This window comes from Nonomuraea helvata, assembly GCF_039535785.1.
Lineage (GTDB): Bacteria > Actinomycetota > Actinomycetes > Streptosporangiales > Streptosporangiaceae > Nonomuraea > Nonomuraea helvata.
Genome location: NZ_BAAAXV010000008.1, coordinates 940195 through 964786 on the forward strand (window position 1 = coordinate 940195; position 24592 = coordinate 964786).

21 protein-coding genes are annotated in these 24592 nt (G+C 68.6%); 13 read left to right on the top strand and 8 right to left on the bottom strand.

Annotation, left to right across the window (positions count from 1 at the left end; all coding sequences use genetic code 11):
* Positions 1–140 precede the first annotated feature (140 nt).
* The 5 genes from ABD830_RS31850 to ABD830_RS31870 all read left to right on the top strand — a co-directional run bounded on the left by ABD830_RS31850 (position 141) and on the right by ABD830_RS31870 (position 6116).
* On the top strand, positions 141–1139 hold the full coding sequence (locus tag ABD830_RS31850) for an ABC transporter permease (RefSeq protein ID WP_344995564.1): 999 nt from the start codon (positions 141–143) through the stop codon (positions 1137–1139).
* A 56-nt stretch (positions 1140–1195) separates the two neighbouring features.
* Positions 1196–2962, top strand: a complete 1767-nt coding sequence (locus ABD830_RS31855; protein WP_344995567.1) for an ABC transporter substrate-binding protein — start codon at positions 1196–1198, stop codon at positions 2960–2962.
* Positions 2963–3055: 93 nt separating this feature from the next.
* Positions 3056–4069 carry an ABC transporter permease gene (locus ABD830_RS31860; RefSeq protein ID WP_344995570.1) on the top strand — a complete coding sequence of 338 codons (1014 nt, stop codon included), beginning with the start codon at positions 3056–3058 and terminating at the stop codon, positions 4067–4069.
* The gene (locus ABD830_RS31865) at positions 4066–5094 is read left to right on the top strand and encodes an ABC transporter ATP-binding protein (protein WP_344995573.1); all 1029 of its coding nucleotides are present in this window, start codon (positions 4066–4068) and stop codon (positions 5092–5094) included. The genes ABD830_RS31860 and ABD830_RS31865 overlap by 4 nt, the downstream gene beginning before the upstream one ends.
* Positions 5095–5132: 38 nt before the next feature.
* Positions 5133–6116 (top strand): ABC transporter ATP-binding protein, encoded by a 984-nt coding sequence (locus tag ABD830_RS31870; protein ID WP_344996050.1) that lies wholly within the window; start codon positions 5133–5135, stop codon positions 6114–6116.
* A 194-nt stretch (positions 6117–6310) separates the two neighbouring features.
* On the opposite strand, the gene ABD830_RS31875 is transcribed toward ABD830_RS31870, so the two are convergent.
* From ABD830_RS31875 to ABD830_RS31890, 4 genes are all read right to left on the bottom strand, one after another.
* Positions 6311–6994, bottom strand: coding sequence for a response regulator (locus ABD830_RS31875; RefSeq protein WP_344995576.1), 684 nt, complete (start codon positions 6992–6994; stop codon positions 6311–6313).
* A gap of 100 nt (positions 6995–7094) precedes the next feature.
* Positions 7095–8207, bottom strand: coding sequence for an RNA-guided endonuclease IscB (gene iscB / locus ABD830_RS31880; protein ID WP_344995579.1), 1113 nt, complete (start codon positions 8205–8207; stop codon positions 7095–7097).
* Positions 8208–8275: 68 nt separating this feature from the next.
* On the bottom strand, positions 8276–9469 hold the full coding sequence (locus tag ABD830_RS31885; protein WP_344995582.1) for a sensor histidine kinase: 1194 nt from the start codon (positions 9467–9469) through the stop codon (positions 8276–8278).
* 181 nt (positions 9470–9650) lie between these two features.
* Positions 9651–10511, bottom strand: a complete 861-nt coding sequence (locus ABD830_RS31890) for a RecB family exonuclease (protein ID WP_344995585.1) — start codon at positions 10509–10511, stop codon at positions 9651–9653.
* 157 nt (positions 10512–10668) lie between these two features.
* Between ABD830_RS31890 and ABD830_RS31895 the strand changes: the two genes are divergently transcribed.
* Both ABD830_RS31895 and ABD830_RS31900 read left to right on the top strand, forming a co-directional pair.
* The gene (locus tag ABD830_RS31895; protein WP_344995587.1) at positions 10669–11763 is read left to right on the top strand and encodes a site-2 protease family protein; all 1095 of its coding nucleotides are present in this window, start codon (positions 10669–10671) and stop codon (positions 11761–11763) included.
* Between the two features lie 345 nt (positions 11764–12108).
* Positions 12109–13596 carry an FHA domain-containing protein gene (locus tag ABD830_RS31900; protein ID WP_344995590.1) on the top strand — a complete coding sequence of 496 codons (1488 nt, stop codon included), beginning with the start codon at positions 12109–12111 and terminating at the stop codon, positions 13594–13596.
* A gap of 206 nt (positions 13597–13802) precedes the next feature.
* Here the strand turns inward: ABD830_RS31900 and ABD830_RS31905 are convergent, their stop codons facing one another.
* Entirely contained in the window at positions 13803–14300 is a 498-nt protein-coding gene (locus tag ABD830_RS31905) for a hypothetical protein (protein ID WP_344995592.1), read from the bottom strand.
* Positions 14301–14477: 177 nt separating this feature from the next.
* The gene (locus ABD830_RS31910) at positions 14478–15569 is read right to left on the bottom strand and encodes a GNAT family N-acetyltransferase (RefSeq protein ID WP_344995595.1); all 1092 of its coding nucleotides are present in this window, start codon (positions 15567–15569) and stop codon (positions 14478–14480) included.
* A gap of 55 nt (positions 15570–15624) precedes the next feature.
* Here ABD830_RS31910 and ABD830_RS31915 point away from each other — a divergent pair, with 55 nt between their 5' ends.
* The 4 genes from ABD830_RS31915 to dop all read left to right on the top strand — a co-directional run bounded on the left by ABD830_RS31915 (position 15625) and on the right by dop (position 21579).
* Positions 15625–16476, top strand: coding sequence for a tRNA (adenine-N1)-methyltransferase (locus ABD830_RS31915; RefSeq protein WP_344995598.1), 852 nt, complete (start codon positions 15625–15627; stop codon positions 16474–16476).
* Between the two features lie 204 nt (positions 16477–16680).
* Entirely contained in the window at positions 16681–18444 is a 1764-nt protein-coding gene (gene arc, locus ABD830_RS31920; RefSeq protein WP_344995601.1) for a proteasome ATPase, read from the top strand.
* A 436-nt stretch (positions 18445–18880) separates the two neighbouring features.
* The gene (locus ABD830_RS31925; protein WP_344995604.1) at positions 18881–19978 is read left to right on the top strand and encodes an acyltransferase family protein; all 1098 of its coding nucleotides are present in this window, start codon (positions 18881–18883) and stop codon (positions 19976–19978) included.
* 86 nt (positions 19979–20064) lie between these two features.
* Positions 20065–21579 (top strand): depupylase/deamidase Dop, encoded by a 1515-nt coding sequence (dop, locus tag ABD830_RS31930; protein WP_344995607.1) that lies wholly within the window; start codon positions 20065–20067, stop codon positions 21577–21579.
* Between the two features lie 70 nt (positions 21580–21649).
* Here dop and ABD830_RS31935 read toward each other — a convergent pair whose 3' ends face one another.
* Positions 21650–22054, bottom strand: coding sequence for a hypothetical protein (locus ABD830_RS31935; RefSeq protein ID WP_344995610.1), 405 nt, complete (start codon positions 22052–22054; stop codon positions 21650–21652).
* 146 nt (positions 22055–22200) lie between these two features.
* Between ABD830_RS31935 and ABD830_RS31940 the strand changes: the two genes are divergently transcribed.
* Positions 22201–22410 (top strand): ubiquitin-like protein Pup, encoded by a 210-nt coding sequence (locus ABD830_RS31940; RefSeq protein WP_344995612.1) that lies wholly within the window; start codon positions 22201–22203, stop codon positions 22408–22410.
* A 32-nt stretch (positions 22411–22442) separates the two neighbouring features.
* Positions 22443–23441 (top strand): endonuclease VII domain-containing protein, encoded by a 999-nt coding sequence (locus ABD830_RS31945; protein WP_344995614.1) that lies wholly within the window; start codon positions 22443–22445, stop codon positions 23439–23441.
* Here the strand turns inward: ABD830_RS31945 and ABD830_RS31950 are convergent.
* Positions 23414–24478, bottom strand: coding sequence for a DNA polymerase IV (locus tag ABD830_RS31950; protein WP_344995617.1), 1065 nt, complete (start codon positions 24476–24478; stop codon positions 23414–23416). The two genes, ABD830_RS31945 and ABD830_RS31950, sit on opposite strands and share 28 nt — an antisense overlap.
* Between the last annotated feature and the right edge of the window lie 114 nt (positions 24479–24592).

Genomic DNA, 24592 nt, shown 5'->3' on the forward strand with positions numbered 1-24592 from the left:
GGACTAGTCACACCAGCTCAGGCCATAGATTCTGCCTCCTGGGGCCGCGACGCGCGGTCCATGCAAGCATGGGCGCACTACCCTGACCGGGACCGCGCCGACACGGACGACGTCGTCTGGAATCCAGGGGGCTTACTGGCATGACCGCACCGCTCGATATTCCGGGCTCGGAAGTCGAAGCCGGGCCGGAGACCGTTCTTGAGGGGGCGGGGTCTTCAGTCATCCGGGGCCGTTCCCTGGGGCAGATCGCGTGGATGCGCCTGCGGCGCGACCGCATCGCGATGATCGGCGGCATCGTCATCCTGCTGCTCATCCTCGTCGCGATCTTCGCCCCGCTGCTGGTGTCGTGGTTCGGGCACCCGCCGGCGGAATGGCACCGGGAGAAGCTCGACCCCTCCATCGGAGCGCCGCTGGGCACCTTCGGGGGCATCAGCAAGGACTTCCTGTTCGGCGTGGAGCCGGACTCGGGCCGCGACCTGTTCAGCCGCGTCCTGTACGGGGCCCGCATCTCGCTGCTGATCGCGTTCTTCGCGACCCTGCTCTGCGTCGTGCTCGGCACCGTGCTCGGCATGATCGCCGGCTTCTTCGGCGGCTGGGTCGACACCGTCATCAGCCGCCTGATGGACATCTTCCTGGCCTTCCCGCTGCTGGTGTTCGCGCTGGCGCTGGCCGGCGTCATCCCCGACACGGCGTTCGGCCTGTCGGGCGACACGCTGAGGATCAGCCTGCTGGTGTTCATCATCGGATTTTTCAACTGGCCCTATATCGGGCGTATCATCCGAGGTCAGACGCTGTCTCTCCGCGAACGGGAGTTCGTCGACGCGTCCAGGAGCCTGGGCGCGCGCAACCACACCATCCTGTTCAAGGAGATCCTGCCGAACCTCCTGGCGCCGATCCTCGTCTACTCGACGCTGCTGATCCCCTCGAACATCCTGTTCGAGGCCGCGCTGTCCTTCCTCGGCGTGGGCGTACGGCCGCCGACTCCCACGTGGGGAGGCATGCTGTCGGACGCCGTCCACAACTACCAGGTGGCGCCCAACTTCATGATCTTCCCCGGTCTCGCGATCTTCATCACCGTGCTGGCGTTCAACCTGCTCGGTGACGGCCTCAGGGACGCCTTCGATCCCAAGGCCCGATAGCCCTCGTGAGTTTTCAGCAAGTTCTAACTCCTAGATACAAGGGGTGTGTCAGGTCGATGAAGATAAGATCAAAGGCGTCGGCGGTGGCGATGACCGCCACTCTCGCCGTGGTCGTGTCCGCGTGCGGCGGCGGTGGTGGCAGCAAGAGCACCGGCGGCAGCGGCAGTGACGACAAGCCCGCCAGCCAGTACAACGCGGGCGTCACGCAGGTCGTCAACCCGTCGGACAAGACCGGCGGCACGCTCCACATGGGCATGCCCGGCGACTTCGACTCGGTGGACCCGGGTGACCAGTACTACGGCTACGCCTGGAACTTCTCCCGCTTCTACACGCGCGCGCTGACCATGTTCAAGCCGGTGCCGGGTGAGGAGGGCCTGCAGCTCGTCGGCGACCTGGCCGAGGACCTGGGCAAGCCCAGCGATGGCGGCAAGACGTGGACGTACAAGCTGCGCAAGGGCATCAAGTTCGAGGACGGCAGCCCCGTCACCGCCAAGGACGTCAAGTACGCCGTGGCCCGCTCCCTGGACAAGGACATCCTGCCCAGCGGCCCGACCTACTTCAACGACTGGCTCGACCTGCAGGGCTACACCGGCCCATACAAGATGAAGGACAAGCTCGACGACTTCAAGGCCGTCGAGACGCCTGACGACTACACCGTGGTCTTCCACCTGAAGAAGGCCTACGGCGGCTTCGACTACTTCGCCATGCTCCCGCAGACGGCCCCCGTGCCCGCGGCCAAGGACACCGGCTCGAAGTACAAGGAGCACCCGGTCTCGACCGGCCCCTACATGTTCAAGTCGCACGAGCTCACCAAGCGCATCGAGCTCGTGAAGAACCCCAACTGGGACCCGGCCACCGACCCCAACCGCAAGCAGCTCAACGACTCCGTCGAGGTGCTGCTCGGCCAGAACGAGGACGACCTCGACCAGCGTCTGCTGTCCGGCAAGATCGACATCAAGATCAACAGCACCGGTGTCGCGGCCAACGCCCGCAAGACGGTCCTGACCGACCCCAAGGTCAAGCAGTACGCCGACTCGGCCCCGATCGACCGGACCTGGTTCACCAACATCAACGGTGACGTCAAGCCGTTCGACAACATCCACTGCCGCAAGGCCGTGATGTACGCGGCCGACCGCTCCGCCCTCCAGGGCGCCTACGGCGGCCCGGACGCCGGTGGCGACATCGCGCTGAGCCTCATGCCGTCGAAGATGACCGGCTACCAGAAGATCGACCCGTACGGCGTCGAGGCGAACCCGACCGGCGACATCGCCAAGGCCAAGGAGGAGCTGACGGCCTGTGGCCAGCCCAACGGCTTCAGCACCACCATCTCCTACCGCAACGAGCGCGCCGCCGAGAAGCTGACCGCCGAGTCGCTGCAGCAGTCGCTCGGCCGCGTCGGCATCAAGCTGGAGATCAAGGGTTACCCGCAGGGTGACTACTTCAAGCTGTACGCCGGCAAGCCCGACTTCGCCAAGAAGAACAACCTCGGCCTCATGGTCTACGGCTGGGGCGCCGACTACCCCGAGGGCTTCGGCTTCTTCCAGCAGATCGTCGACAGCCGCGTCATCCGCGACGCCGGCAACACCAACCTGAGCGTGAAGGACCCCAAGATCGACACGCTCATCGACCAGGCGGCCGCGGAGACCGACGCCACCAAGCGCAACGCGATCTGGGCGGCGGTCGACAAGGAGGTCATGGACTCCGCGTACATCCTCCCCTACGTCTGGGCGCACGGCCTGTTCTACCGGCCGCCCACGCTGAAGAACGTCTTCGTCAGCCAGAACTGGGGCATGTACGAGTACCTCACGCTCGGCACCAAGTAGCAGGTCAGGCGGCCTCGCCGGACACGTACGTCGAAAGCAGGTGAAGGCTCCGGCGGCCGGGCTCACGAGGCCCGGCCGCCATGGCCGAGATCAGTGTTCACATACATTCTCAGACGGTTGATAGCGGCCGTCATGCTGCTCTTCGTGGTGAGCATCGCGACGTTCGCCATCTTCTTCCTCGTGCCTCGGCTCGCTGGGATGTCCGCTGACAACCTCGCCTCGCGGTACGTCGGCAAGGCCGCCAACGACCAGGTCATCCACGAGACCGCGATCCGGCTGGGGTTCTACGACCCGCTGGTCGTCCAGTACGGGCGGTTCGTGAAGGGCATCTTCGTCGGCGTGGAGCGCAACTACGGCCCCGGCGTCGAGCTGTGCCCGGCGCCCTGCCTCGGCTACTCGTACGTCACGCAGAACCCGGTCCTTCCCGACCTGCTCGACCGCATACCGATCACCCTGTCGCTGGCGCTCGGCGCGGCCGTGGTGTGGGTGATCTTCGGCGTGGCCACCGGCGTGGTGTCCGCGCTGCGGCGCGGCAGCTTCTTCGACCGCCTCTCCATGGGCGTCGCCTTGGCCGGCGTGTCGCTGCCGATCTTCTTCACCGGCATCGTGTCGCTGGCCATCTTCCGCGACCAGCTCGGCCTCGTCGGCGACGTCGCCGACTGGGTCCCCTTCAGCGAGGACCCGCTCACCTGGGCCAGCAACCTCATGCTGCCCTGGATCACGCTCGCCTTCCTGTACGCCGCCGGTTACGCCCGGCTCACCAGGGCGGGCATGCTCGAGACCATGTCCGAGGACTACATACGCACGGCCAGAGCCAAGGGCCTGCCCGAACGGGCCGTGGTGCTCAAACACGGGCTGAGAGCCACGCTCACCCCGGTGCTGACCATGTTCGGCCTGGACCTCGGCCTGCTGCTCGGCGGCGCCGTGCTGACCGAGAGCACCTTCTCGCTGCCCGGCATCGGCAAGTACGCCAGGGACGCCATCGAGCGCAACGACCTTCCCCAGGTGATGGGCGTCACCCTGGTCGCGGCCGCCTTCATCATCATCGCCAACCTGATCGTCGACCTGCTCTACGCGGTCGTGGACCCGAGGGTGAGGCTGACGTGACCGCTTTTCTGCAGGTCAAGGACCTCAAGATCCACTTTCCGACCGACGACGGCCTGGTCAAGTCCGTCGACGGGCTGACGTTCGACCTCGAGCGTGGCAAGACGCTCGGCATCGTCGGCGAGTCCGGCTCCGGCAAGTCGGTCACCAGCCTCGGCATCCTCGGACTGCACAAGGGCAAGGGCGCCAACATCTCCGGGGAGATCTGGCTCGACGGCGAGGAGCTCGTCGGCGCCTCCCAGGAGCACGTGCGCGGGCTGCGCGGCAAGAAGATGTCGATGATCTTCCAGGACCCGCTGTCGTCGATGCACCCCTTCTACACGGTCGGCGACCAGATCATCGAGGCGTACCGCATCCACCACAAGGTCACCAAGGCCGTGGCCAAGAAGCACGCCATCGACATGCTCGGCCGCGTCGGCATCCCCGAGCCGCAGCGCCGCGTCGACTCCTACCCGCACGAGTTCTCCGGCGGCATGCGCCAGCGCGCCATGATCGCCATGGCGCTGTCGTGCGACCCCGAGCTGCTCATCGCCGACGAGCCGACCACCGCGCTCGACGTGACCGTGCAGGCCCAGATCCTCGACCTCATGGTCGACCTGCAGCGCGAGTTCAACTCCGCGCTGATCATCATCACGCACGACCTCGGCGTGGTGGCCGAGCTGTCCGACGACATCCTGGTCATGTACGCCGGCAAGTGCATCGAGTACGGCAGCGCCGACGACATCTTCTACCGTCCCGAGCACCCCTACACATGGGGTCTACTGGGATCGATGCCCCGGCTCGACCGGGAGCCCACCGAGCGGCTGCTGCCGATCAAGGGCTCCCCGCCGTCCCTGATCAACGTGCCGTCGGGCTGCGCCTTCCACCCCCGCTGCCCGTACGCCGAGCGCACCGGGGGCAAGGCCAAGACCGAGGCGCCCGGCCTGCTCCAGACCGAGGGCGGCCACCTGGTGCGCTGCCACATGGACAGGACGGAGCGGCGGGAGCTGTGGGAGAACGAGATCAAGCCACTGCTGGAGACCCAGTGACCGAGCCGACGAAAGAGCCGCTGCTTTCCGTGCAGAGCATGGAGAAGCACTTCCCTGTCACCAAGGGCCTCCTCAAGCGCCAGGTCGGGGCCGTCAAGGCCGTTGACGGGATCAGCTTCGACGTGTTCAAGGGCGAGACGCTCGGCCTGGTGGGGGAGTCCGGCTGCGGCAAGTCCACCACCGGCCGCCTGGTCACCCGCCTCATCGAGCCCACCGCGGGCAAGGTGATCTTCGAGGGCCAGGACATCACGCACATGGGGCAGGGCAGGCTCAGGCCGCTCCGCCGCGACATGCAGATGATCTTCCAGGACCCGTACTCGTCGCTCAATCCCCGCCACACGGTCGGCACCATCGTCGGCGCGCCGTTCCGCATCCAGGGTGTGCAGACCGAGCACGGCATCAAGCGGGCAGTCCAGGACATCCTCGCCCTGGTCGGGCTCAACCCCGAGCACTACAACCGCTACCCGCACGAGTTCTCCGGCGGCCAGCGGCAGCGCATCGGCATCGCCCGCACGCTCGCGCTCAAGCCCAAGCTGATCATCGCCGACGAGCCGGTCTCCGCGCTCGACGTGTCCATCCAGGCCCAGGTCGTCAACCTGCTCGAGGACCTGCAGAACGAGCTGGACCTCACCTACGTCGTGATCGCCCACGACCTGTCGGTGGTGCGGCACATCAGCGACCGGGTGGCCGTCATGTACCTGGGCAAGATCGTCGAGATCGCCGAGCGGAAGCAGCTCTACGCCTCGCCGATGCACCCGTACACGAACGCCCTGCTGTCGGCCGTGCCCGTGCCGGACCCGAAGGCGCGCAAGGAACGCGAGCGCATCCGCCTGACGGGCGACGTGCCCAGCCCGCTCAACCCGCCGCCGGCGTGCCGCTTCCACACGCGGTGCTGGAAGGCGCAGGAGATCTGCAAGAAGGTCGAGCCGCCGCTGGAGGAGCTGGCCGGCGGCCACCGCGTCGCGTGCCACTTCCCGGAGAACGCCCCGGCGCCCGCCGCCGCCACCGCCACCGCCTCCTGACCTCGGCTCCCGGGCCCGCCCGCGCCGGCCGCGGCGCGGGCCCTGATCGGGCCGGGTGCAGGCTGTAGCCCGTTGGGCCGTGGGGGGCCGTGGCCCGATGGGCTGTGTGGGGGCCGCGGCCCGCGCTCAGGTCGCTGAGCACGCGGCGCCAGGCCCCCGCTCAGGGCGCTGAGCACCCGGCGCGGCGCCCCGGATCAGGAATAGGTGCCCGGGGTGATCAGCCCCGTCTCGTAGGCCAGCACCACGGCCTGTACGCGATCGCGCAGCCCCAGCTTGGTCAGCACGTTCCCGACGTGTGTCTTGACCGTCGTCTCACTCACCACGAGCTTGGCCGCGATCTCCGCGTTGGACATGCCCTTGGCGATCAGCCGCAGGACCTCCAGCTCCCGCTCGGTCAGCCGGTCGAGCCGCGCCGGAGCGGGCTGTTCGTAGGCCGAGGGAAGGCGTGTGGCGAACCTGTCGAGCAGCCGCCGCGTCACACTCGGCGCGACGATCGCGTCCCCGGCCGCCACCACCCGGATCGCCTGCACCAGCTCATCGGGCGGCACGTCCTTCAGCAGGAACCCGGAGGCCCCCGAGCGCAGCGCCTCCACGATGTACTCGTCCAGGTCGAACGTCGTCAGCACCAGCACCTTGGGCACATGCGCCGTGGGCGCCGCCTCCCGCACGATCCTGCGGGTCGCCTCGATGCCGTCGACCCCGGGCATCCGGATGTCCATGAGGACCACGTCGGGCAGCAGCGCGCGCGTCTGCTCCATCGCGTCCTTGCCGTCGCCGGCCTGGCCCACCACCGTGATGTCGGGCTCGGCCTCCAGAATCAGGCGAAATCCCGTACGCAGCAGCGGCTGGTCGTCCACCAGCAGCACTCTGATCGTCATTGGACCTTCTTGGTGAATACTTTGGCCTTCAGGCCGGACAGATAACCGACTGCCGCGTTGTGGGACAGGGCCAGACGCTGCGTCGCCAGGCGGACCGCCGTCAGGGTGCGCACGGGTGTTGTTCTCTCTGGGTCGTGTAGCCGTAGCCGTCGGCTCGCTGGAGCAGGCGGAGGTGCTTGTACAAGGTCTTGATGGGGCCGGTGGTGGTCTGGACGGTGTGGCTGCCGGAGGTGCGGACGGCGACTCGCCCGGTGTGGGTTCCGGCGTGCTTGCCCTTTGGCACGATCGCGCGTACGAGGTCTCCGGTCTGGTAGCCGTGGATTTGCTTGGTGCGGGGCAGGCGCAGCCGGGGAAAGCCGAAGGCGTCGGTGCGGGTCCGGCAGTAGGTGCCTCTGCCGGTGGCGGCGACGACGAGCATCCGGCTCGGCCAGGACGCCACGTGATCGAGTTGCCCCACGTGGAGGGCATCGAGGGTGTGGGATTTGGGGGCACCGGTGCGGTGCCGGTTCCATTTCGTGCGGCCGCCGCTGCCGCGGCGCACGGGCAGGCCGGTCGCTGTCAACGACGCGTATAGAGCCCGCCTGGTGGCATTGACAGCGGCCGCATCCCGCAGCGGTGTCTTGGCTTGGGCGAGCAGCCGGGCCAGGATCGCCGGGCGCCTGGCAAGGAACTCGGTGACTGGCATGTTGTTCTTGGACTGGTTGCACGGCACGCATGCTACGGTCAGGTTGCTGATCCGGTCAGAGCCGCCTCGGGAACGCGGCTGGATGTGGTCGATGTTCAGCGGAGTGTTTTCCGCCGCGCAGTAGGCGCACGCCCGGCCCCACTTCTCCAGCAGGTACTCGCGCACCTCATAACCGTGCAAGGTGCCGTGCTGATACTCCACGCCTTCCAGCGGCCGGCCCGCGGCCAAGGCGTGAGTGTCGAACCGCACCGTTTCTATATGGATGGCCCGCACGGGAGCCAGGCGGCGCAGCCGTTCCACGGTCTCACGACCGCGTGCTCCGCTTGCGCGGGTGACGCCCGCCACGCCAGGTGATGCGCGGTGAGTCTCCCCTTGACCATGTTGGGCACTCCGCTGCCTGAAGGCCTCCGCGTCCCGTTTCGTCCCTGCTCCGGGGTTGTCTGCTGACGCGGATTCCAGGGTCCGCCGCTGAGGAAGCACGGCGGAGTGGATCTGCTGACGTGTGTCCAACGTAGCCACCAAGGTCACCTCCTTGTACGTGGTGGCTGGGTCTGGTCACTCCTGCCCGCCCCAGTCAGTAGGGCAGGCTCCAGCCTTCATGCCGGAGGAGCGAGTGACTGGCCATCCTTCAACGGGAACTTCGCCCGCACTTCGAAACCCCCGCTCGGTAGCGGACCGATGCTCAGGATTCCACCATAGAGCTCGACCCGCTCGCGAATCCCCACCAGACCGTGCCCTGACCGCGAGGACGGTCCGGCCGCGCCCAGCCCGTCGTCCTCGACCCGTACGTCCAGCTCATGGGGGTCGTGGCGGACGGTCACCACCGCCTTCGCCCCCGGCCCGGCGTGCCGCAGGCTGTTCGTCAACCCCTCCTGGACCAGCCGGTAGGCGGCCAGATCGACGCCGGCGGGCAGCGGCAGCGGCTCTCCCTCCACCAGCAGCCGCGTGGGCAGCCCGGCCTCGCGCATCTGCTCGGCCAGCGCGGGCAGGTCCCGCACGCCGGGCTGCGGGCCCAGCTCGGCCCGGGCGTCGGTACGCAGCACGCCGACGATGTTGCGCATCTCGGTCATCGCCATCCGGCCCGTGTGCTCGATCGCCGACAGCGCCTCTTGCGCCAGGTCGGGATCGGAGGCCAGCACCCGGCGCGCCGCGGCGGCCTGCACGGTCATCACGCTCACGTGGTGGGCGACCACGTCGTGCAGCTCGCGGGCGATCCGGGAGCGCTCCTCGGCCCTGGCCGCCCTCGTGTCGGCGGCGTGCGCCCGCTCCAGCCGTTCGGCCCGGTCCTTGAGCTCGTCCAGGTACGCCCGGCGCAGCCGCAGACTCCGGCCCGCACCCCACACCGCCACCAGCACCACGGCCACCACGACGTGCTCGCTCCAGCTCGCCGCCCTGACCGGGCCCGCCAGCGCGCCGAGCGTGTACGCCGCCAGCGAGACCAGCAGCCCGCCCAGCGCGACCGCCAGCCCGCGACAGGACGCCACCGTGTAGAGCAGCAGCAGCCCGGCCAGCCCGGACACGCCGGTCCCGTAGCCGAGCACGGCCAGCAACGTCTCCGGGACCAGCCACGCACACAGGGCCGCCAGCGGCCACCGCCTGCGCATCGCCACCGGAACGCACGCCAGCACCAGCAGCACCCCGCCGAGCGGGTCCGGCATCCGCACGCCCTCGACCGGCAGGCCCTCCGCCTGGGGCCGGTCCGGGACGTAGAGCACGAACAGCGCCACCGACGCCGCGGCCACCACTCCGGCGAGCACCGTGTCGTGGAACGTGGTCCGGTCTATGCGCACCGCTTCACTGTAGGGCGAGGTGAGAGCCCGTAACCTCCTCCCTCGGGAGGATTGCCGCCCGTACGCTCCTCCCTGCTCCTGGCCACCCGCCGGCAACCAGCGCCCCCGGCGGTGGCCGGCACGCCGCGGCCGCCAGGACCAGGGCGGACGGGCGCATACCCCGCAGGACCTCAGGTGGGGGTCAGAGCTCGTCGGTGGCCGAGCGGCGGTGGCCGCGCACCGTGTCGCCGGGCCGGCGGTCGGGCACCGGGGGCGGGGTGCCGCCGAACTCCGGGCACAGCGCCTGGTGATCGCACCAGTCGCACAGCCGGCTCCGTCGCGCCCGCCACTCGCCCGACTCCAGCGACCGCTCGATCGCCGTCCACAGCGCCATCACCTTGCGCTCGGTGGCCAGCAGGTCGGCCTCGTCCGGCGCGTACCGCAGCACCTCGCCCTGCCCGCCCAGATAGACCAGCTGCAGCAGCCGCGGCACCCGGCCGCGCAGCCGCCACAGCACCAGCGCGTAGAACTTCATCTGGAACAGCGCCTTGGCCTCGAAGTCGGGCCCCGGCGCGCTGCCCGTCTTGTAGTCGACCACCCGGACCTCGCCGGTCGGCGCCACATCGAGCCGGTCGACGTAGCCCCGCAGCATCAGCCCGCCGTCGAGGACCGCCTCCACGTAGAGCTCCCGCTCGGCGGGCTCGAGCCGCGTCGGGTCCTCCAGCGTGAAGTAGCGCTCCAGCATGCCGCGCGCCTGCGTCAGCCACTCCGCCTGCTCGGCCTCGTCGGCGAACATCTGCGCGTACTGCGGGTCCTCGGCCAGCAGCCGCTGCCACTGCGGCTCCAGCAGCTCCATCGCCGCCTGGACCGAACGCCGCGGCGCCGGAAGGTCGTAGAGGCGCTCCAGGACCGCGTGCACCATCGTGCCGCGCACCGCCGCCGGCGACGGCTTCTCGGGGAGCTGATCGATCACCCGGAAGCGGTAGAGCAGCGGACATGTCATGAAGTCGCCCGCCCGGGACGGGGAGAGAGCTCCGATGATCACCGGTTCGGTCAACGTCATGCACCGCACTCTAGGTCAAGACCACGACAGAATGGCCTCCGCGAAACGATGATCGCTCCGTCAGGCGCGTAGCATCAAGGCAGCAACAGCACGTAATGGACGCTCGAGGAGTGCGGTGAGCGAGCAGAGCCCCCAACAGGAATTCTCCGGTCTTCGGATGGGGAAGCCGTTCGGCATTCCGGTCTACGTCTCGTGGTCGTGGTTCATCGTCGCGGTGTTCATCACGGTGATCTTCCGCTCGCGCTTCCAAGAGATGCTGCCCGACCTCGACGACCTGGCCGCGTACGCGATGGCGCTGGTGTTCGCGGTGCTCCTGTACGTGTCGGTGCTGCTGCACGAGCTGGCCCACAGCCTGCTCGCCAAGGGGTACGGCCTCCCGGTGCGCAGGATCACCCTCTACCTGCTCGGCGGCGTGTCGGAGATCGAGAAGGAGCCGCCCACGCCGGGCAAGGAGTTCATGGTCGCCGCCGCGGGGCCGGCGCTCTCGCTCGGCCTCGGCGGGCTCGGCCTGGCCGCCGACGTGTACGTGATCAACAGCGGCGGCATCGCCGAGGTGCTCATCTGGCAGCTGTGGGTCTCCAACCTCATCGTCGGCGTCTTCAACCTGCTGCCCGGGCTGCCGCTCGACGGCGGCAGGATGCTGCGCGCCGGGGTGTGGAAGCTCACCAAGAGCCCCGGTTCCGGCACCGTCGTGGCCGCCTGGGGCGGGCGGGTGCTGGCCGTGGCGCTCGTCGTGTTCTCGATCGCCACGACGCTGGGAGCCGGCGAGGAGCTCGCTCTCACGGGCCTGGTCTGGCCGTTCGTGCTGGCCGCCTTCATCTGGCTCGGCGCCTCACAGTCGCTGCGCGTGGCCAAGATCCGGGCGAGGATCCCGCGCGTCAACGCGCGCGCCCTGGCCCGCAGGGCGATCCCGGTGACCGCCGAGACGCCGCTGGCCGAGGCGCTGCGGCAGGCCGCCGAGCGCGGCGCGGGCGCGATCGTCGTGATCGGCCACGAGGGCGAGCCCCTCGCCATCGTCCACGAGGCCGCCGTGCAGGCCACCCCCGAGCACCGCCGCCCCTGGGTGAACGTCGGCTCCGTCGCCAAGTCCCTGGAGCCCGCCATGATGCTCCCGGCCGACCTGACCGGCGAGCCGCTCATCGACGCCATGCGCGAGGCCCCGGGCAGCGAGTACCTGCTCGTGGAGAGCGGCGGCGAGATCTACGGCGTGCTCTCCACGGCGGATGTGAACCGGGTGTTCGCGGGCGTCTGATTTGTCCCACTCGTTTAAGCGGCGACCCCGGGCTAGGGTCGTGTCCAGCAGTTTCGGGTGGCCCGGAGCCGACTCCGGCGATTTCTGCGATGCGACGACTGGCCGATAGTGTTCTGTTTGGCCAAACTTGCACAGTTGAGGGGTTTGTTGCGGCCCACCCTGTTCACCGAATGGAGACGAGGAGGCCGGGACACGGCCTCTTCGTCTGGGTATGCGTATGGCTGGTGGCCGGCACGGCAGTGCGGGTGCCGTAACATCGCCGGCTTCCGGGGAGGAGAGATGAGTGACCGAGCGCAGCGAGGGCACCTATGAGCAGCGCAGCGCGGTCGTCATGAGGGAGGACGCATGACCGACCAAGGCTTCGGAGTGGTGCGTCCGCTTCCTGGGGACGGGCTGGTCGCCTACGTGGGCGGGCTGCTGCTGGTCTGCGACGCCGGCGAGTCCATCGCCGACGACCTGCTCGACGCGCTGCGCGAGACGGCCGCGTCCGGCGGCGACGGCAGGGCGCTAGCCCGCCGCGCCGCGCAGGTGCTGGCGGCCAACATGGCGGGCGACCCGGCGACGTGCGCGGTCGCGGGCCCCGTGGGCGGGGGAGTGGCCGTCCTGGTCAGCGGCTCGGCCGCGGCCAACATCGCCACCCTGGGCGGTGACACGCGGCTGGCCGGCAGCGACTCGCTCACCTGGGCCGACCGGCTCGTCTCCGGCCCTGTCGAGCGGGTCGAGCTGAGCCTGCCCGGCGCCGGCAGCCCGCACCCCGCGGTCCGCTTCGAAGGCGGCGTGGTGCACGGCGGCGGCCTCATCGGCGACTTCACCGACCAGCCCGCGGCGCCCGCGGCGCCCGCGGCGTCCGCCCCGTCCAGAGCGCTGACCAGCGAGATGCCCGCCACGGCCATCCACATCGAGGCCGACCTGATCCAGCCGCCCCCGCCGGTCGAACGGCCTCCCTACCCGCTGGCCGACCAGCCGCCGGTCGTGCAGGGGGCGCCGTCGGGCCCACAGCCCGCGCCCGTGGAGCAGCCGTCGTCCTTCGGCGCGCCGCAGGACCAGCCGCCGTTCGGCATGCCGCAGGACCAGCCGCCGTTCGGCGCGCCGCAGGACCAGCCGCCGTTCGGCATGCCGCAGGACCAACCCCCGCCCTTCTTCCCGCCGCCGCACGAGCAGCCGCTGCCCTTGCCGGAGCAGCAGTTCCCCTCGTACGACGAGCCGCCGCCCCCCGGCAACGGCGTCCCCGACCAGCCGATTCCGCAGCCCATGGGCGCGCCCGACCACTTCGACCAGCCCGCGCCGCCCGTGCTCGGCACCCCCGACCACTTCGACCAGCCGGGCCCGCCGCCGCAGGAGCAGCAGGAGCACGGCGACCGCCCCCTGGTCTACGGCGTCGACTGCAAGAACGACCACTTCAACGACCCCCGCTCGCCCTACTGCGCCGTCTGCGGCATCGCGCTGGTCCAGCGCACCCTCGTCCCCTACAAGGGGCCGCGCCCGTCGCTCGGCGTCCTCATCCTCGACGACGGCACCGCGCTGCCGCTGGAGAGCGACTACCTGCTGGGCCGCGACCCGGAGCGGGCGCCCGAGGTGGCCGGCGGCAGTGCCAGGCCCGCCAAGGTGACGAGCCCGGACGGCTCCGTCTCGCGCCGCCACCTGCGGGTGGCGCTGGACGGGTGGGACGTCAACCTGGTCGACCTGGGCTCGGTCAACGGCACCCAGATCCAGCCGCCGGGCGACCCTAACTTCTACGACATCCCGCCGAACGAACCGGTCACCATCGCCCCCGGGACGACGGTCCGGGTGGGCGTCTCCCGTACCCTCCGCTTCGAGGCGCACCGGGGGTAAGACCTCACCCGAACGCCCGCGTCCCGAGCCTCGGGGCGCGGGCGTTTCGCATGCGTACGACTCGTGCCGCCGGTCAGGACAGCGGCCGGCGGTCTCGTGTGGCGTGACAGCGCGGCCGGCGGGCGGCCAACGGGACAGGGAGGCTCGTACCGTACGCCGGCGGGCGGCCAGGGGGCGGAAGGCTCGTACTGTACGCCGGCGGGCGGCTAGCGGGGCCGGAAGGCCCGTACGCCGCGCAGCAGCCGCACAGCCGCCTCCAGCCCGCTCGCCGCCTCCAGCGCCCGCCCCGCGGCCGTGGCGAAGCGGCTCAGCAGATGCTCGTCCGCGTCCCCGAACGCCCGCCCCGCGACCCACACGAACGTGTGGTCCCGCGTCGCCAGCGGCACGGGAGCGGCGAGGAAACCCGGCTCGCCCACGGTCACGTCGTGCGCCAGCCGCACGGCCGCCGGCGACGTCGCGAGCTCCTTCAGCACCCCCGACTCGGCCAGCCACCGGCGCACGCGCAGCGGATCGCCCGCAGGCCCGTGCATGTGGATGGGCTCCGCCTCCAGCCGCAGCGCGTCCACGCGCACGAACCCCGCGTAGGCCGAGCCCGTGACGGCGGCGGCGCCTCTCGCCAGCCGATCGACGAGGTCCGCGGCCTCCAGACAGGAGAACGAGGCGATGAGTTCACGCATGGCGACATCGGCACGGTTGTATGGCATCGCGGTGGTCCCTCCGGGGAGGGGGATGGGATCGCGCGGCCCGATCACGCGACCTCAAGGGCGGGTGCCCTGACTATCGCCCCCGACGCGCCCCTTGACTAGCCCTCAACCGGAAATCCGGATTTTTACCCTGAACGACCGCAGGCACCGTATCTCTACCGCTCTGTCACGACTCTGTCACGAGGGCCGCAGACGCGACCACGCCACGTCGTCGGCCCGCGTCCCGTCCGCCCTGACGAACAGCTCCCGGTGCACGCCCTCCCTGCTGAACCCGGAACGCTCCAGGACCCGGTGCGAGCCCGTGTTCTCCGTGTCGGTGCCGGCCACGACCCGGTGCAGGGGCGTGTTCGCGAACGCCCAGTCCACCAGCAGCGTGACCGCCCGCGTCATGAACCCCTTCCCCCGGTACTCGGGCACCAGGGAGTAGCCCACCATGGCCTGCCCCAGCACCGGAACGACCTGCGTCAGCTGCACGTGCCCCGCGAACGCCCCCGAGGCCGCGTCCCTGATCGCCAGCTCGATCCGCTGACCCGAGGCCCACCAGTAGCCGGTGTACCGGCAGCGGCGCTCGTCCTCCTCCAGCGTGCTCGGCGGCCCCACGTGGTACCGCGCCACGCTCGGATCGGCCAGCATGCGGTGGTAGTCGGCCGCGTCCTCCACGGCGATCGGCACCAGCCGCACCACCCCGTCGCTCAGCTCCCCGCCCTCGAAGAACGGCAGGTACGGCTCCGCCGCCGGTGCCGCGTCCCCCTCCAGGCGGGCGAAGGTGACCATGTCGACGTAGCGCCCGTCCCGCAGCCGCTTGGCGTCCCGCCGCCGCCCCTCCTCGTGGAAGCCCGTCTTGTACGCCACGCGCAGGCTCGCGACGTTCTCCACCGCGGTCTGCAGCTCCACCCTGCGCACGCCGTGGTCGAACACCCAGTCGGTGACCGCCCTGACCGCCGTGCCCGCCACGTTCTTGCCCCTGGCCCACGGCGCCACCATGTAGCCGATCTCGGCCACGCCCCAGTGGTCCGGCGGCCGGACGCCGACGGAGCCGACGTACTGGCCGTTCTCCGTGATCGCGAACTCCGCGCCGCCGCCCGCCCACTTCTGCGCGGCCAGGTCGAAGTAGCCGCGCGCGTCCTCCGGCCCGAACGGCGACGGCAGCCTCGGCAGGAACCGGGCGGTCACCGGATCATCACACGTCCTGACGATCCCCTCGGTGTCCTCATCCATGGGAGGCCGCAGAATCAGGGGACCTGTCGAGACCACATCACGCGGTAGCATCCCCCATAGATACCGTGCGTCCGCGGCCACCCGAAAGCCCTATAACCTTGCGACCATGGGTTTCCGCAGGCATGGGCCTTTCCGGGCAGGGGATCAGGTGCAGCTCACCGACCCCAAGAACAAACGCCACACGATCACGCTCAAAGAGGACGGCGTCTTCCACACCCACAAGGGCGCCATCCCGCACAGCGACCTGATCGGGCAGCCTGAAGGCTCCGTCGTGCGCTCCTCGGGGGGCACTCAGTACCTCGCCTTCCGCCACCTGCTGCAGGACTACACGCTCGCCATGCCGCGCGGCGCGGCCGTCATCTACCCCAAGGACGCCTCGATGATCGTCGGCATGGCCGACATCTTCCCGGGCGCGCGGGTGATCGAGGCCGGGGTCGGCTCCGGCGCGCTGACGTGCTTCCTGCTGCGCGCCGTCGGCCCCGACGGACACGTCACCTCGTACGAGCGGCGCCAGGAGTTCGCGGACGTGGCGCGCAAGAACGTCGAGAGGTTCTTCGCCGACCCCATGGACGCCAACTGGCGCCTGGTCGTCGGCGACCTCGTGGCCTCCATCGACGAGGTCGACGTCGACCGGGTGATCCTCGACATGCTCGCTCCGTGGGAGTGCGTCGACGCCGCCGCCAAGGCGCTCACGCCAGGCGGTGTGATCTGCTGTTATGTCGCCACGACCACGCAGATGTCCAAGACGGTCGAGACGATTCGCGATCACGGGTGTTTCACCGAGCCACATGCGTGGGAGACCCTGGTTCGCGACTGGCATGTCGAAGGACTCGCGGTAAGACCGGATCATCGGATGATCGGCCACACGGGGTTCCTCGTCTCCGCCCGCCGCATGGCGGACGGAGTGACACCCCCGCCGAGACGCCGTCGACCGAAGGGGACCACCGAAGAACTATGACAATTTGGCCACGGGGGTGCGTTGGTGCGTGACACGGGAACAGATTGCCGTGTTCATGTGCTGGGAGTATTAAACGCACGATTGAGGATTAATCACCGAATACTGAATGTCACTCTACGAACACTGCCCGGCCAGGTTACGGAGGGGCCCGAGATAGGTAAGGTCCTAAGTAGTCGCCCTCGACTGGGAAGGAGGTGACGGGGCGTGGCAGCTCGCGATGATGCTGAGGCTCGAGCCGCGCAGCGCGAACGGGAGGTCGCTGATCTTTCAACACAGGTCTCCTTCCTCCAGGAGGAGATCACCGCGCTGAGGCGGAAGCTGGCCGAGTCACCCCGTCAGGCCAGGGTCCTCGAAGAGCGTCTCCATGAGGCACAGGCGAATCTCGCGGCCGTGACCGGCCAGAACGAGCGCCTGGTGGCCACACTCAAGGAGGCCAGGGACCAAATCGTAGCTCTCAAGGAGGAGGTCGACCGGCTGGCGCAGCCGCCATCCGGCTTCGGCACCTTCCTCGAGGCCAGAGAAGACGGCACCATCGAGGTGTTCACCGGCGGCCGCAAGCTCCGCGTGAACGTCAGCCCTGCCGTCGACGTCGACTCGCTGCGGCGTGGCCAGGAGGTCATGCTCAACGAGGCACTCAACGTGGTCGAGGCCCTCGGCTACGAAGAGGTCGGCGAGATCGTGATGCTCAAAGAACTGCTCGACGAGGGCAAGCGGGCCCTGGTCATCTCGCACGCCGACGAAGAGCGCGTCGTGCGACTGGCCGAGTCGCTGGTCGGCCAGCCCATCAGGGCCGGCGACTCGCTCCTGCTCGAGCCCCGCTCCGGCTACGTCTACGAGCGCATACCCAAGTCCGAAGTCGAAGAGCTCGTGCTGGAGGAGGTCCCCGACATCTCCTACGAGGAGATCGGCGGCCTCAGCAGGCAGATCGAGCAGATCAGGGACGCCATCGAGCTGCCCTACCTGCACGCCGACCTGTTCCGCGAGCACAAGCTCCGGCCCCCCAAGGGCGTGCTGCTGTACGGCCCGCCCGGCTGCGGCAAGACGCTCATCGCCAAGGCCGTCGCCAACTCCCTGGCCAAGCAGGTCGCGGAGAAGACCGGCCAGTCAGGCAAGAGCTTCTTCCTCAACATCAAGGGCCCCGAGCTGCTCAACAAGTACGTCGGCGAGACCGAGCGGCACATCCGCCTGGTCTTCCAGCGGGCCCGTGAGAAGGCCTCAGAGGGCACCCCGGTGATCGTGTTCTTCGACGAGATGGACTCGATCTTCCGCACCCGAGGCTCCGGCGTGTCCTCCGACGTGGAGAACACCATCGTCCCTCAGCTGCTGTCGGAGATCGACGGCGTCGAGGGCCTGGAGAACGTCATCGTCATCGGCGCCTCCAACCGCGAGGACATGATCGACCCGGCGATCCTGCGGCCCGGCCGCCTGGACGTCAAGATCAAGATCGAGCGGCCGGACGCCGAGGCGGCCAAGGACATCTTCTCCAAGTACCTCATCGCCGACCTCCCGCTGCACCCGGACGACCTGGCGGAGCACTCCGACTCCCGCGAGGGCACCATCCAGGGCATGATCCAGAGCGTCGTCGAGCGCATGTACACCGAGAGCGAGGAGAATCGCTTCCTCGAGGTGACCTACGCCAACGGCGACAAGGAAGTCCTCTACTTCAAGGACTTCAACTCCGGTGCGATGATCCAGAACATCGTCGACCGGGGCAAGAAGATGGCCATCAAGCAGTTCCTCGAGACCGGCAAGAAGGGCCTGCGGGTGCAGCACCTGCTCACGGCCTGTGTGGACGAGTTCTCCGAGAACGAGGACCTGCCCAACACCACCAACCCCGACGACTGGGCCCGCATCTCCGGCAAGAAGGGCGAGCGGATCGTCTACATCCGCACGCTGGTCTCCGGCAAGCAGGGCACCGAAGCCGGCCGGTCCATCGACACCGTCGCCAACACCGGCCAGTACCTGTAACACCGCCCAACGGGAGGGCCTGCCACGGCCCTCCCGTTCGCGTGTCCGCACACTGAGCCTGTGGCCGTGGCCGGAAGAACGCGACGCGTCCCGCCTGCCCGAGCTCAGGCACGCTCAGGCACATCCGGCTGCCGCCCGGCGACGGCGGTGTCAGCCTCGGCCCGTGCCGTGCCTTCAGCACCCGCTCATGGGGGCGCCGCCCTCAGCGGCCATCGCGGGCTTCTGGAAGCCGCACAGGGCGCGGCGGGGTGCCGAGCGCAGGCCCCAAGACCTTCGGGCGTGGCCGAGGCTCACAGCGGGCCCTGGAGGCCGTCATACGTGATCGCGCAGGCAGAGCGGTTACTCGTGAGGTTTTTGGAACCAAAGTGATCGATGTGACGTCAAAAGGGGCGTGCACGCACCCAACCGGCCCAAGCATGCTCGGGGGGGCGGCCGGTTGGCCGAGCTCGACCTGCTGCGCTTCCTCGCCGCCCTGGCCGTCGTCGCCTTCCACTACCTGGTCGCGTACGCCTCCGTCTGGGGAGACCGGCCCGCCGAGCTGTTCCCGGCGCTGGCGCCCATCGCGGGGTTAGGCATCCTCGGCGTCGAGCTGTTCTTCATCATCAGCGGGTTCGTCATCCTCATGACCGTCTGGGGGCGCGGGCTCGGCGGGTTCGCCCGGTCCCGGTTCGTCCGCCTGTACCCCGCGTACTGGCTCAGCCTCGGCGCCGTCGCGGCCGTCTACGGGCTCACCGGCGCCAAGGCGCTCGACCCAAAACTTTCACCAGGCGAATACCTGCTGAACGCCACCATGTTCCAGCGGTTGTTCAAGGTCACCGACGCCAGCGGCGTCTACTGGTCGCTCTGGGCCGAGCTCCGCTTCTACCTGCTGATGGCCATCCTCGTGATCGTCGGGGTCACGTACGGGCGCGTGCTCGCGTTCACTGGCCTCTGGCTGGTCGCCGCCCTGGCCGTCAAACTGCTCGCGGAGGCCCAGCTCTTCGACAACGAGGTCGTCCGCGAGATCGTCATGCCCGACTACGCGCCCTACTTCGCCGCCGGCATGGCCCTGTACCTCATCCACAAACACGGCAGCTCCTGGCTGCCCTGGCTCTACGTCGCCGCCGGATACGGCCTGTCCATCGACTCCGCGCTCGGCCGCGTCCACCGGCGCATCGATCAGGCCGGGTTCAAGAACATGCCCGTCACCGACATCAGCGTCATCATCACCCTCACGTTGATCTTCGTGCTGATGTCGCTCGTCGCGCTCGGACTACTCAGGCTCAAAACGTCCAAAATGCTCACCGCGCTCGGCGGCACGACATACCCGCTTTACCTCCTCCATAGCGTGCTCGCCGTGGCCCTCATCCCTTTGCTCACCGGCCACCTGCCCCCCTGGGCCACCGCCACCGTGACCGTGCTGACGTCCGTGCTGGTGTCGTATCTCGTGTACTCCTTTGCCGAACGGCCCATCCAGCGGCTACTCAAGCCCCGCAGACGCACACAAACCCCAACAACTCCCGCCGTACAGGTTGAAAAGGCGTCGGTGCCATAACTCTGTGACCCTGGGGCACTGTGAAGGGCATAGGCTCGGGCATATAAACGGCGGATAGGCAGATCCGGACGAACAGAGGGTGTTGCATGACGGTGCGTCGGGTGATGGGCATCGAGACCGAGTACGGCATCTCCGTACCCGGCCAGCCAGGCGCCAACGCGATGGTGACCTCCTCACAGGTCGTGAACGCCTACCTGGCCGCATCGGCGGCCCGCGCGCGCAGGGCACGGTGGGACTTCGAAGAGGAGAACCCGCTCCGCGACGCGCGCGGCTTCGACCTCGCCAGAGAGGTCGCCGACCCCACCCAGCTCACCGACGAGGACCTCGGCCTCGCCAACGTCATCCTCACCAACGGCGCCAGGCTCTACGTCGACCACGCCCACCCCGAATACAGCTCGCCCGAATGCACCAACCCCCGGGCAGCCGTCATCTGGGACAAGGCAGGCGAGCGCGTCATGTACGACGCCGCCACCCGCGCCTCCGCCATCCCCTCCAACGCGCCCATCCAGCTCTACAAGAACAACACCGACGCCAAAGGCGCCTCCTACGGCTGCCACGAGAACTACCTCATGCGGCGCGCCACCCCCTTCGCCGACATCGTCAGGCACCTCACCCCCTTCTTCGTCTCCCGCCAGATCGTCGTCGGCGCCGGCAAAGTCGGCATCGGCCAGGACTCACGCGGCGAAGGCTTCCAGATCAGCCAGCGGGCCGACTTCTTCGAGGTCGAAGTCGGCCTCGAGACCACGCTCAAGCGGCCCATCATCAACACCCGGGACGAACCGCACGCCGACCCCGAGAAGTACCGGCGACTCCACGTGATCATCGGCGACGCCAACATGTCGGAAATCTCGACATACCTGAAGCTGGGCACCACCGCCCTCGTCCTCGCCATGATCGAAGACGGCTTCCTCACCCGCGACCTCGCCGTCGAGAACCCCGTACAAGCCCTCAGAGCCGTCTCCCACGACCCCACCTGCCGCTACGAGATCGCCATGCGCGACGGCCGCAAACTCACCGCCGTCCAGCTCCAGATGGAATACCTCGAGCAGGCCCGCAAATACGTCGAAGAGCGCGGCACCGCCCAGGAAGAGATGAACAAAGACATCCTCGACCGCTGGGAATCCGTGCTCACCCGCCTCGCCGAAGACCCCATGCAGCTCTCCCGCGAGCTCGACTGGGTCGCCAAACTCGAACTCCTCGAAGGCTACCGCTCCCGCGACGGCCTCTCCTGGTCCCACCCCCGACTCCAACTCGTCGACCTGCAGTACTCCGACATCCGGCCCGACCGCGGCCTCTACAACCGCCTCGTCGCCCGCGGACGCATGCAGCGCCTCGTCACCGAGGAAGAAGTCCAGCGCGCCGTCGAAAGCCCGCCCACCGACACCCGCGCCTACTTCCGCGGCCGCTGCCTACGCCAATACAGCGAATCCGTCGCCGCCGCATCCTGGGACTCCGTCATCTTCGACATCCCCGGCCGCGAATCCCTGCAGCGCGTGCCGACCCTGGAGCCCCTGCGCGGCACCAAAGCCCACGTCGGCGAACTCTTCGACCGCTGCCGCACCGCCGCCGACCTCGTCGCCGCCCTCACCGGCGGCGACTGACCGGCGGCGACTGACCGGCGGCGACTGACCGGCGGCGACTGACCGGCGGCGACTGACCGGCGGCCGCGCCTCACAGCAGCCCCACACCCAGCGTCAGCGTGCCCGCCGCCAGGCACACCCCACCCGCCACCGTCAACCAGATCAACCTGCTCGGCTTCGTGTCACCCGGACGCACCACCGACAGGAAGAAACCCAGCGGCATCAGAATCGGCGCGGCCACGATCAACACCCGCGTCAGAGCCTTGACGCCGTCCGGCAGGCCCGCCTGGTCCACGTACAGCATCGCCACCAGCGCGAACAGCACCAGCACGCCCGCATGGGCATGCCCTGCACGCCACAGGCCACGCCGGACGGGGTTGTCCAGGTAACCGGGGACGTTCCGCATCAGGAACTTGAGCAGCGTGACGCCGCCGAAGGCCACGCCCGGGACTGTGATGAGGAGCACACCTGCCATGCTCAGGGACTGGGGGGACATCCGAACCTCCTTGTGGGTACGGCCTCCCATATTAGATAGTTTTGCTATCTAGTCAAGACGGCAAGATCGCTGGGCGATCGGCGCGAAATGTCGCCCGGTTCGGGGAAGATATGCCTAGAGGCACGTCCCCCAAGTGGAGGTAGGACATGGCAACCAAGGACACCGGCGGCCAGAAGCAGGCCGGGCGGCGCGAGAGCGAAGTCGAGGAGACCGAGGCCTCGGCGACGCCGGACGTTCAGGAGCGGCAGGAGAAGCTCACGGACGATGTCGATGCAATTCTGGACGAAATAGACGAAGTTCTCGAAGAGAACGCAGAGGAATTTGTCAGGTCATACGTCCAGAAAGGCGGGCAATAGGGAATAAATCGGACATCGAAAAGGAGGGGTCGGTGGAAACGCCGGAAGGGTTTAAGCGGTGCTCGGACTGCGGGGAAGAAAAGAATATCTCCGAGTTCGGGCGCAATAAGCGCATGGCCGATGGGCTGGCGCGATATTGCAAGGCCTGTTTCCGGCGGCGTCATACGCAGAGCTATCGCAAGCGCATGGAAGAACAGGGAAAGACCGTGCGCGAGCGGGCTGAAGTGCCCGACGGGCAGAAATTCTGTCCTCGCTGTGGTGAGATCAGGCCCCGTGCCGAGTTCGGTAGCAATCGGTCCGCCAAAGATGGGCTCACTGCCTACTGCAAGCCGTGTCATACGGTGGTGACGCGCGAGAACAAAATCAAGAAATACGGTAGTGAGCGGAACTACCTTCTCACCTACCGCTATGGCATCACTGAGGACGACTTTGAGCGCATGCTCGCCCGTCAGGGCGGGCTCTGCGCCGTCTGCAAGGTCGTGCCGGGCACCTTCGTCGATCACAGCCACGAGACCGGCCAGGTCCGGGGCATTCTCTGTTTCAACTGCAACAACGGGCTCGGTCACTTCGGCGACAGTCTCGTGCTGCTGGAGTCGGCGGCTCTATATCTTGACGGGGAGATTCTCTGGCCGGAGTTCGTGATTCTTCCGGAGCAGCGTGCCGCTGGCGCAACCACGCGGATGAGGAGCTATCACCTCGCGCGGCGCTATCAATTGCGGCATGAGGATGTCGAGCGGATGATCTCGGCTCAGCACGGTTTGTGTGTGGTGTGCTGGGGTCGGCCGCCGGAGCATGTGGATCATTGTCATCGCACCGGTGATGTGCGATATGCGCTGTGCTTGCCGTGCAATACCGGGATCGGGCAGTTCAGGGATGATCCCGGGGTGGTGTGGCGGGCGCTTTCGTATGTCGAGGCGTCTCTTGGGGAATTCGACGAGGTCGAGGTTTCGGAGGAGGAGCTGCGGGAGTTGATCCGGGCCGAGGAGGAGCTTCGGGCGGATTTCTATTCCAGGGCCTCGAGGGTGGGCTGATCGTCGCTGGGCGGGAGGGTGTAGTCGACGGCGACGCCGAGGAGGCGGACGGGTCGGGTGAGGTCGAAGCGGTCGAGGATGGTGAGGGCCGTCTGTTCGACGGTGGCCGGGTCGGTGGTGGGGGTGGGGAGTTTTGACTGGCGGGTGCGGGTGAGGAACGGGGTGAAGCGGACCTTGACCGATACCCGGGCGATCTGGCGGCCGGCTTCGTCGGCGTCGTGGGCCACTTGGGTGGCGAGGGTGGCGACGTGGTGGGCGATGTCGGTTCGGTCGGTGAGGTCGTGCTGGAAGGTGGTTTCGCGGCTGTGGCCGCGGGCGATCCAGGGTGTGGTGACGACTTCGGCTTCGCCTTTGCCGAGTGCGAGGTAGCGGTACCAGGGGCCGTTGGTGGGGCCGAAGTGGCGGGCCAGGTGGGCGGGGTCGGCGGCGGCGAGCTGGGCGACGGTATGGAGTCCGAGGGCGGCGAGTTTCTTGGCGGTTCTGGCGCCGATGCCCCAGAGGGCGTCGGTGGGCCGGTGGTTCATGGTCTCGGCCCAGTTGTCGCTGGTGAGGCGGTGGATCCCGGCGGGTTTGGCGAGGCCTGAGGCGAGTTTGGCCTGGTGTTTGTTGTCGCCGATGCCGACGGAGCAGGTGAGCTGGGTGCGGTCGCGTACGGCCTGCTGGATGGCGGCGGCGAGGGTTTCGGGGTCGTCGGTGGTGGCGCCGATGAAGGCTTCGTCCCAGCCCCATATTTCGACGAGGACGGGGAATTCGCGGAGGACGGCCATGACGCGGGTGGAGGCGGCTTCGTAGGCGGGTGGGTCGCTGGGCAGGAAGATCGCGTCTGGGCAGCGTTTGAGTGCGGTGCGGAGTGGCATGCCGGAGTGGATGCCGTGTTCGCGGGCTTCGTAGGTGGCGGTGGCGGCGACGGTGCGGGGCTGGGTGGGGTCTCCTGAGCCGCCGACGACGACGGGTCTGCCGCGGAGTTCCGGGTGGCGGAGGAGCTCGACGGCGGCGATGAACTGGTCGAGGTCGACGTGGAGGATCCAGTCCCTCATGTTTCTCAGTATGTCGTGATGGGGTGAGCGGTTGGTTGTCGCGGGCGCCCGATGGCCGTGCTGGGCGGGGTCCACGTCGTCGGCGCGAAGCCTTCGACGGGCCTGCAGGGTCCG

Excerpts from the sequence above, each read along its gene's own strand:
- ABD830_RS31850 (WP_344995564.1), top strand. The coding sequence starts at position 141 with ATGACCGCACCGCTCGATATTCCGGGCTCGGAAGTCGAAGCCGGGCCG.
- ABD830_RS31855 (WP_344995567.1), top strand. The coding sequence starts at position 1,196 with ATGAAGATAAGATCAAAGGCGTCGGCGGTGGCGATGACCGCCACTCTC.
- ABD830_RS31870 (WP_344996050.1), top strand. The coding sequence starts at position 5,133 with ATGGAGAAGCACTTCCCTGTCACCAAGGGCCTCCTCAAGCGCCAGGTC.
- ABD830_RS31875 (WP_344995576.1), bottom strand. The coding sequence starts at position 6,994 with ATGACGATCAGAGTGCTGCTGGTGGACGACCAGCCGCTGCTGCGTACG.
- ABD830_RS31890 (WP_344995585.1), bottom strand. The coding sequence starts at position 10,511 with ATGACGTTGACCGAACCGGTGATCATCGGAGCTCTCTCCCCGTCCCGG.
- ABD830_RS31895 (WP_344995587.1), top strand. The coding sequence starts at position 10,669 with ATGGGGAAGCCGTTCGGCATTCCGGTCTACGTCTCGTGGTCGTGGTTC.
- ABD830_RS31900 (WP_344995590.1), top strand. The coding sequence starts at position 12,109 with ATGACCGACCAAGGCTTCGGAGTGGTGCGTCCGCTTCCTGGGGACGGG.
- ABD830_RS31905 (WP_344995592.1), bottom strand. The coding sequence starts at position 14,300 with ATGCCATACAACCGTGCCGATGTCGCCATGCGTGAACTCATCGCCTCG.
- ABD830_RS31910 (WP_344995595.1), bottom strand. The coding sequence starts at position 15,569 with ATGCTACCGCGTGATGTGGTCTCGACAGGTCCCCTGATTCTGCGGCCT.
- ABD830_RS31915 (WP_344995598.1), top strand. The coding sequence starts at position 15,625 with ATGGGTTTCCGCAGGCATGGGCCTTTCCGGGCAGGGGATCAGGTGCAG.
- dop (WP_344995607.1), top strand. The coding sequence starts at position 20,065 with ATGACGGTGCGTCGGGTGATGGGCATCGAGACCGAGTACGGCATCTCC.
- ABD830_RS31935 (WP_344995610.1), bottom strand. The coding sequence starts at position 22,054 with ATGTCCCCCCAGTCCCTGAGCATGGCAGGTGTGCTCCTCATCACAGTC.
- ABD830_RS31940 (WP_344995612.1), top strand. The coding sequence starts at position 22,201 with ATGGCAACCAAGGACACCGGCGGCCAGAAGCAGGCCGGGCGGCGCGAG.
- ABD830_RS31950 (WP_344995617.1), bottom strand. The coding sequence starts at position 24,478 with ATGAGGGACTGGATCCTCCACGTCGACCTCGACCAGTTCATCGCCGCC.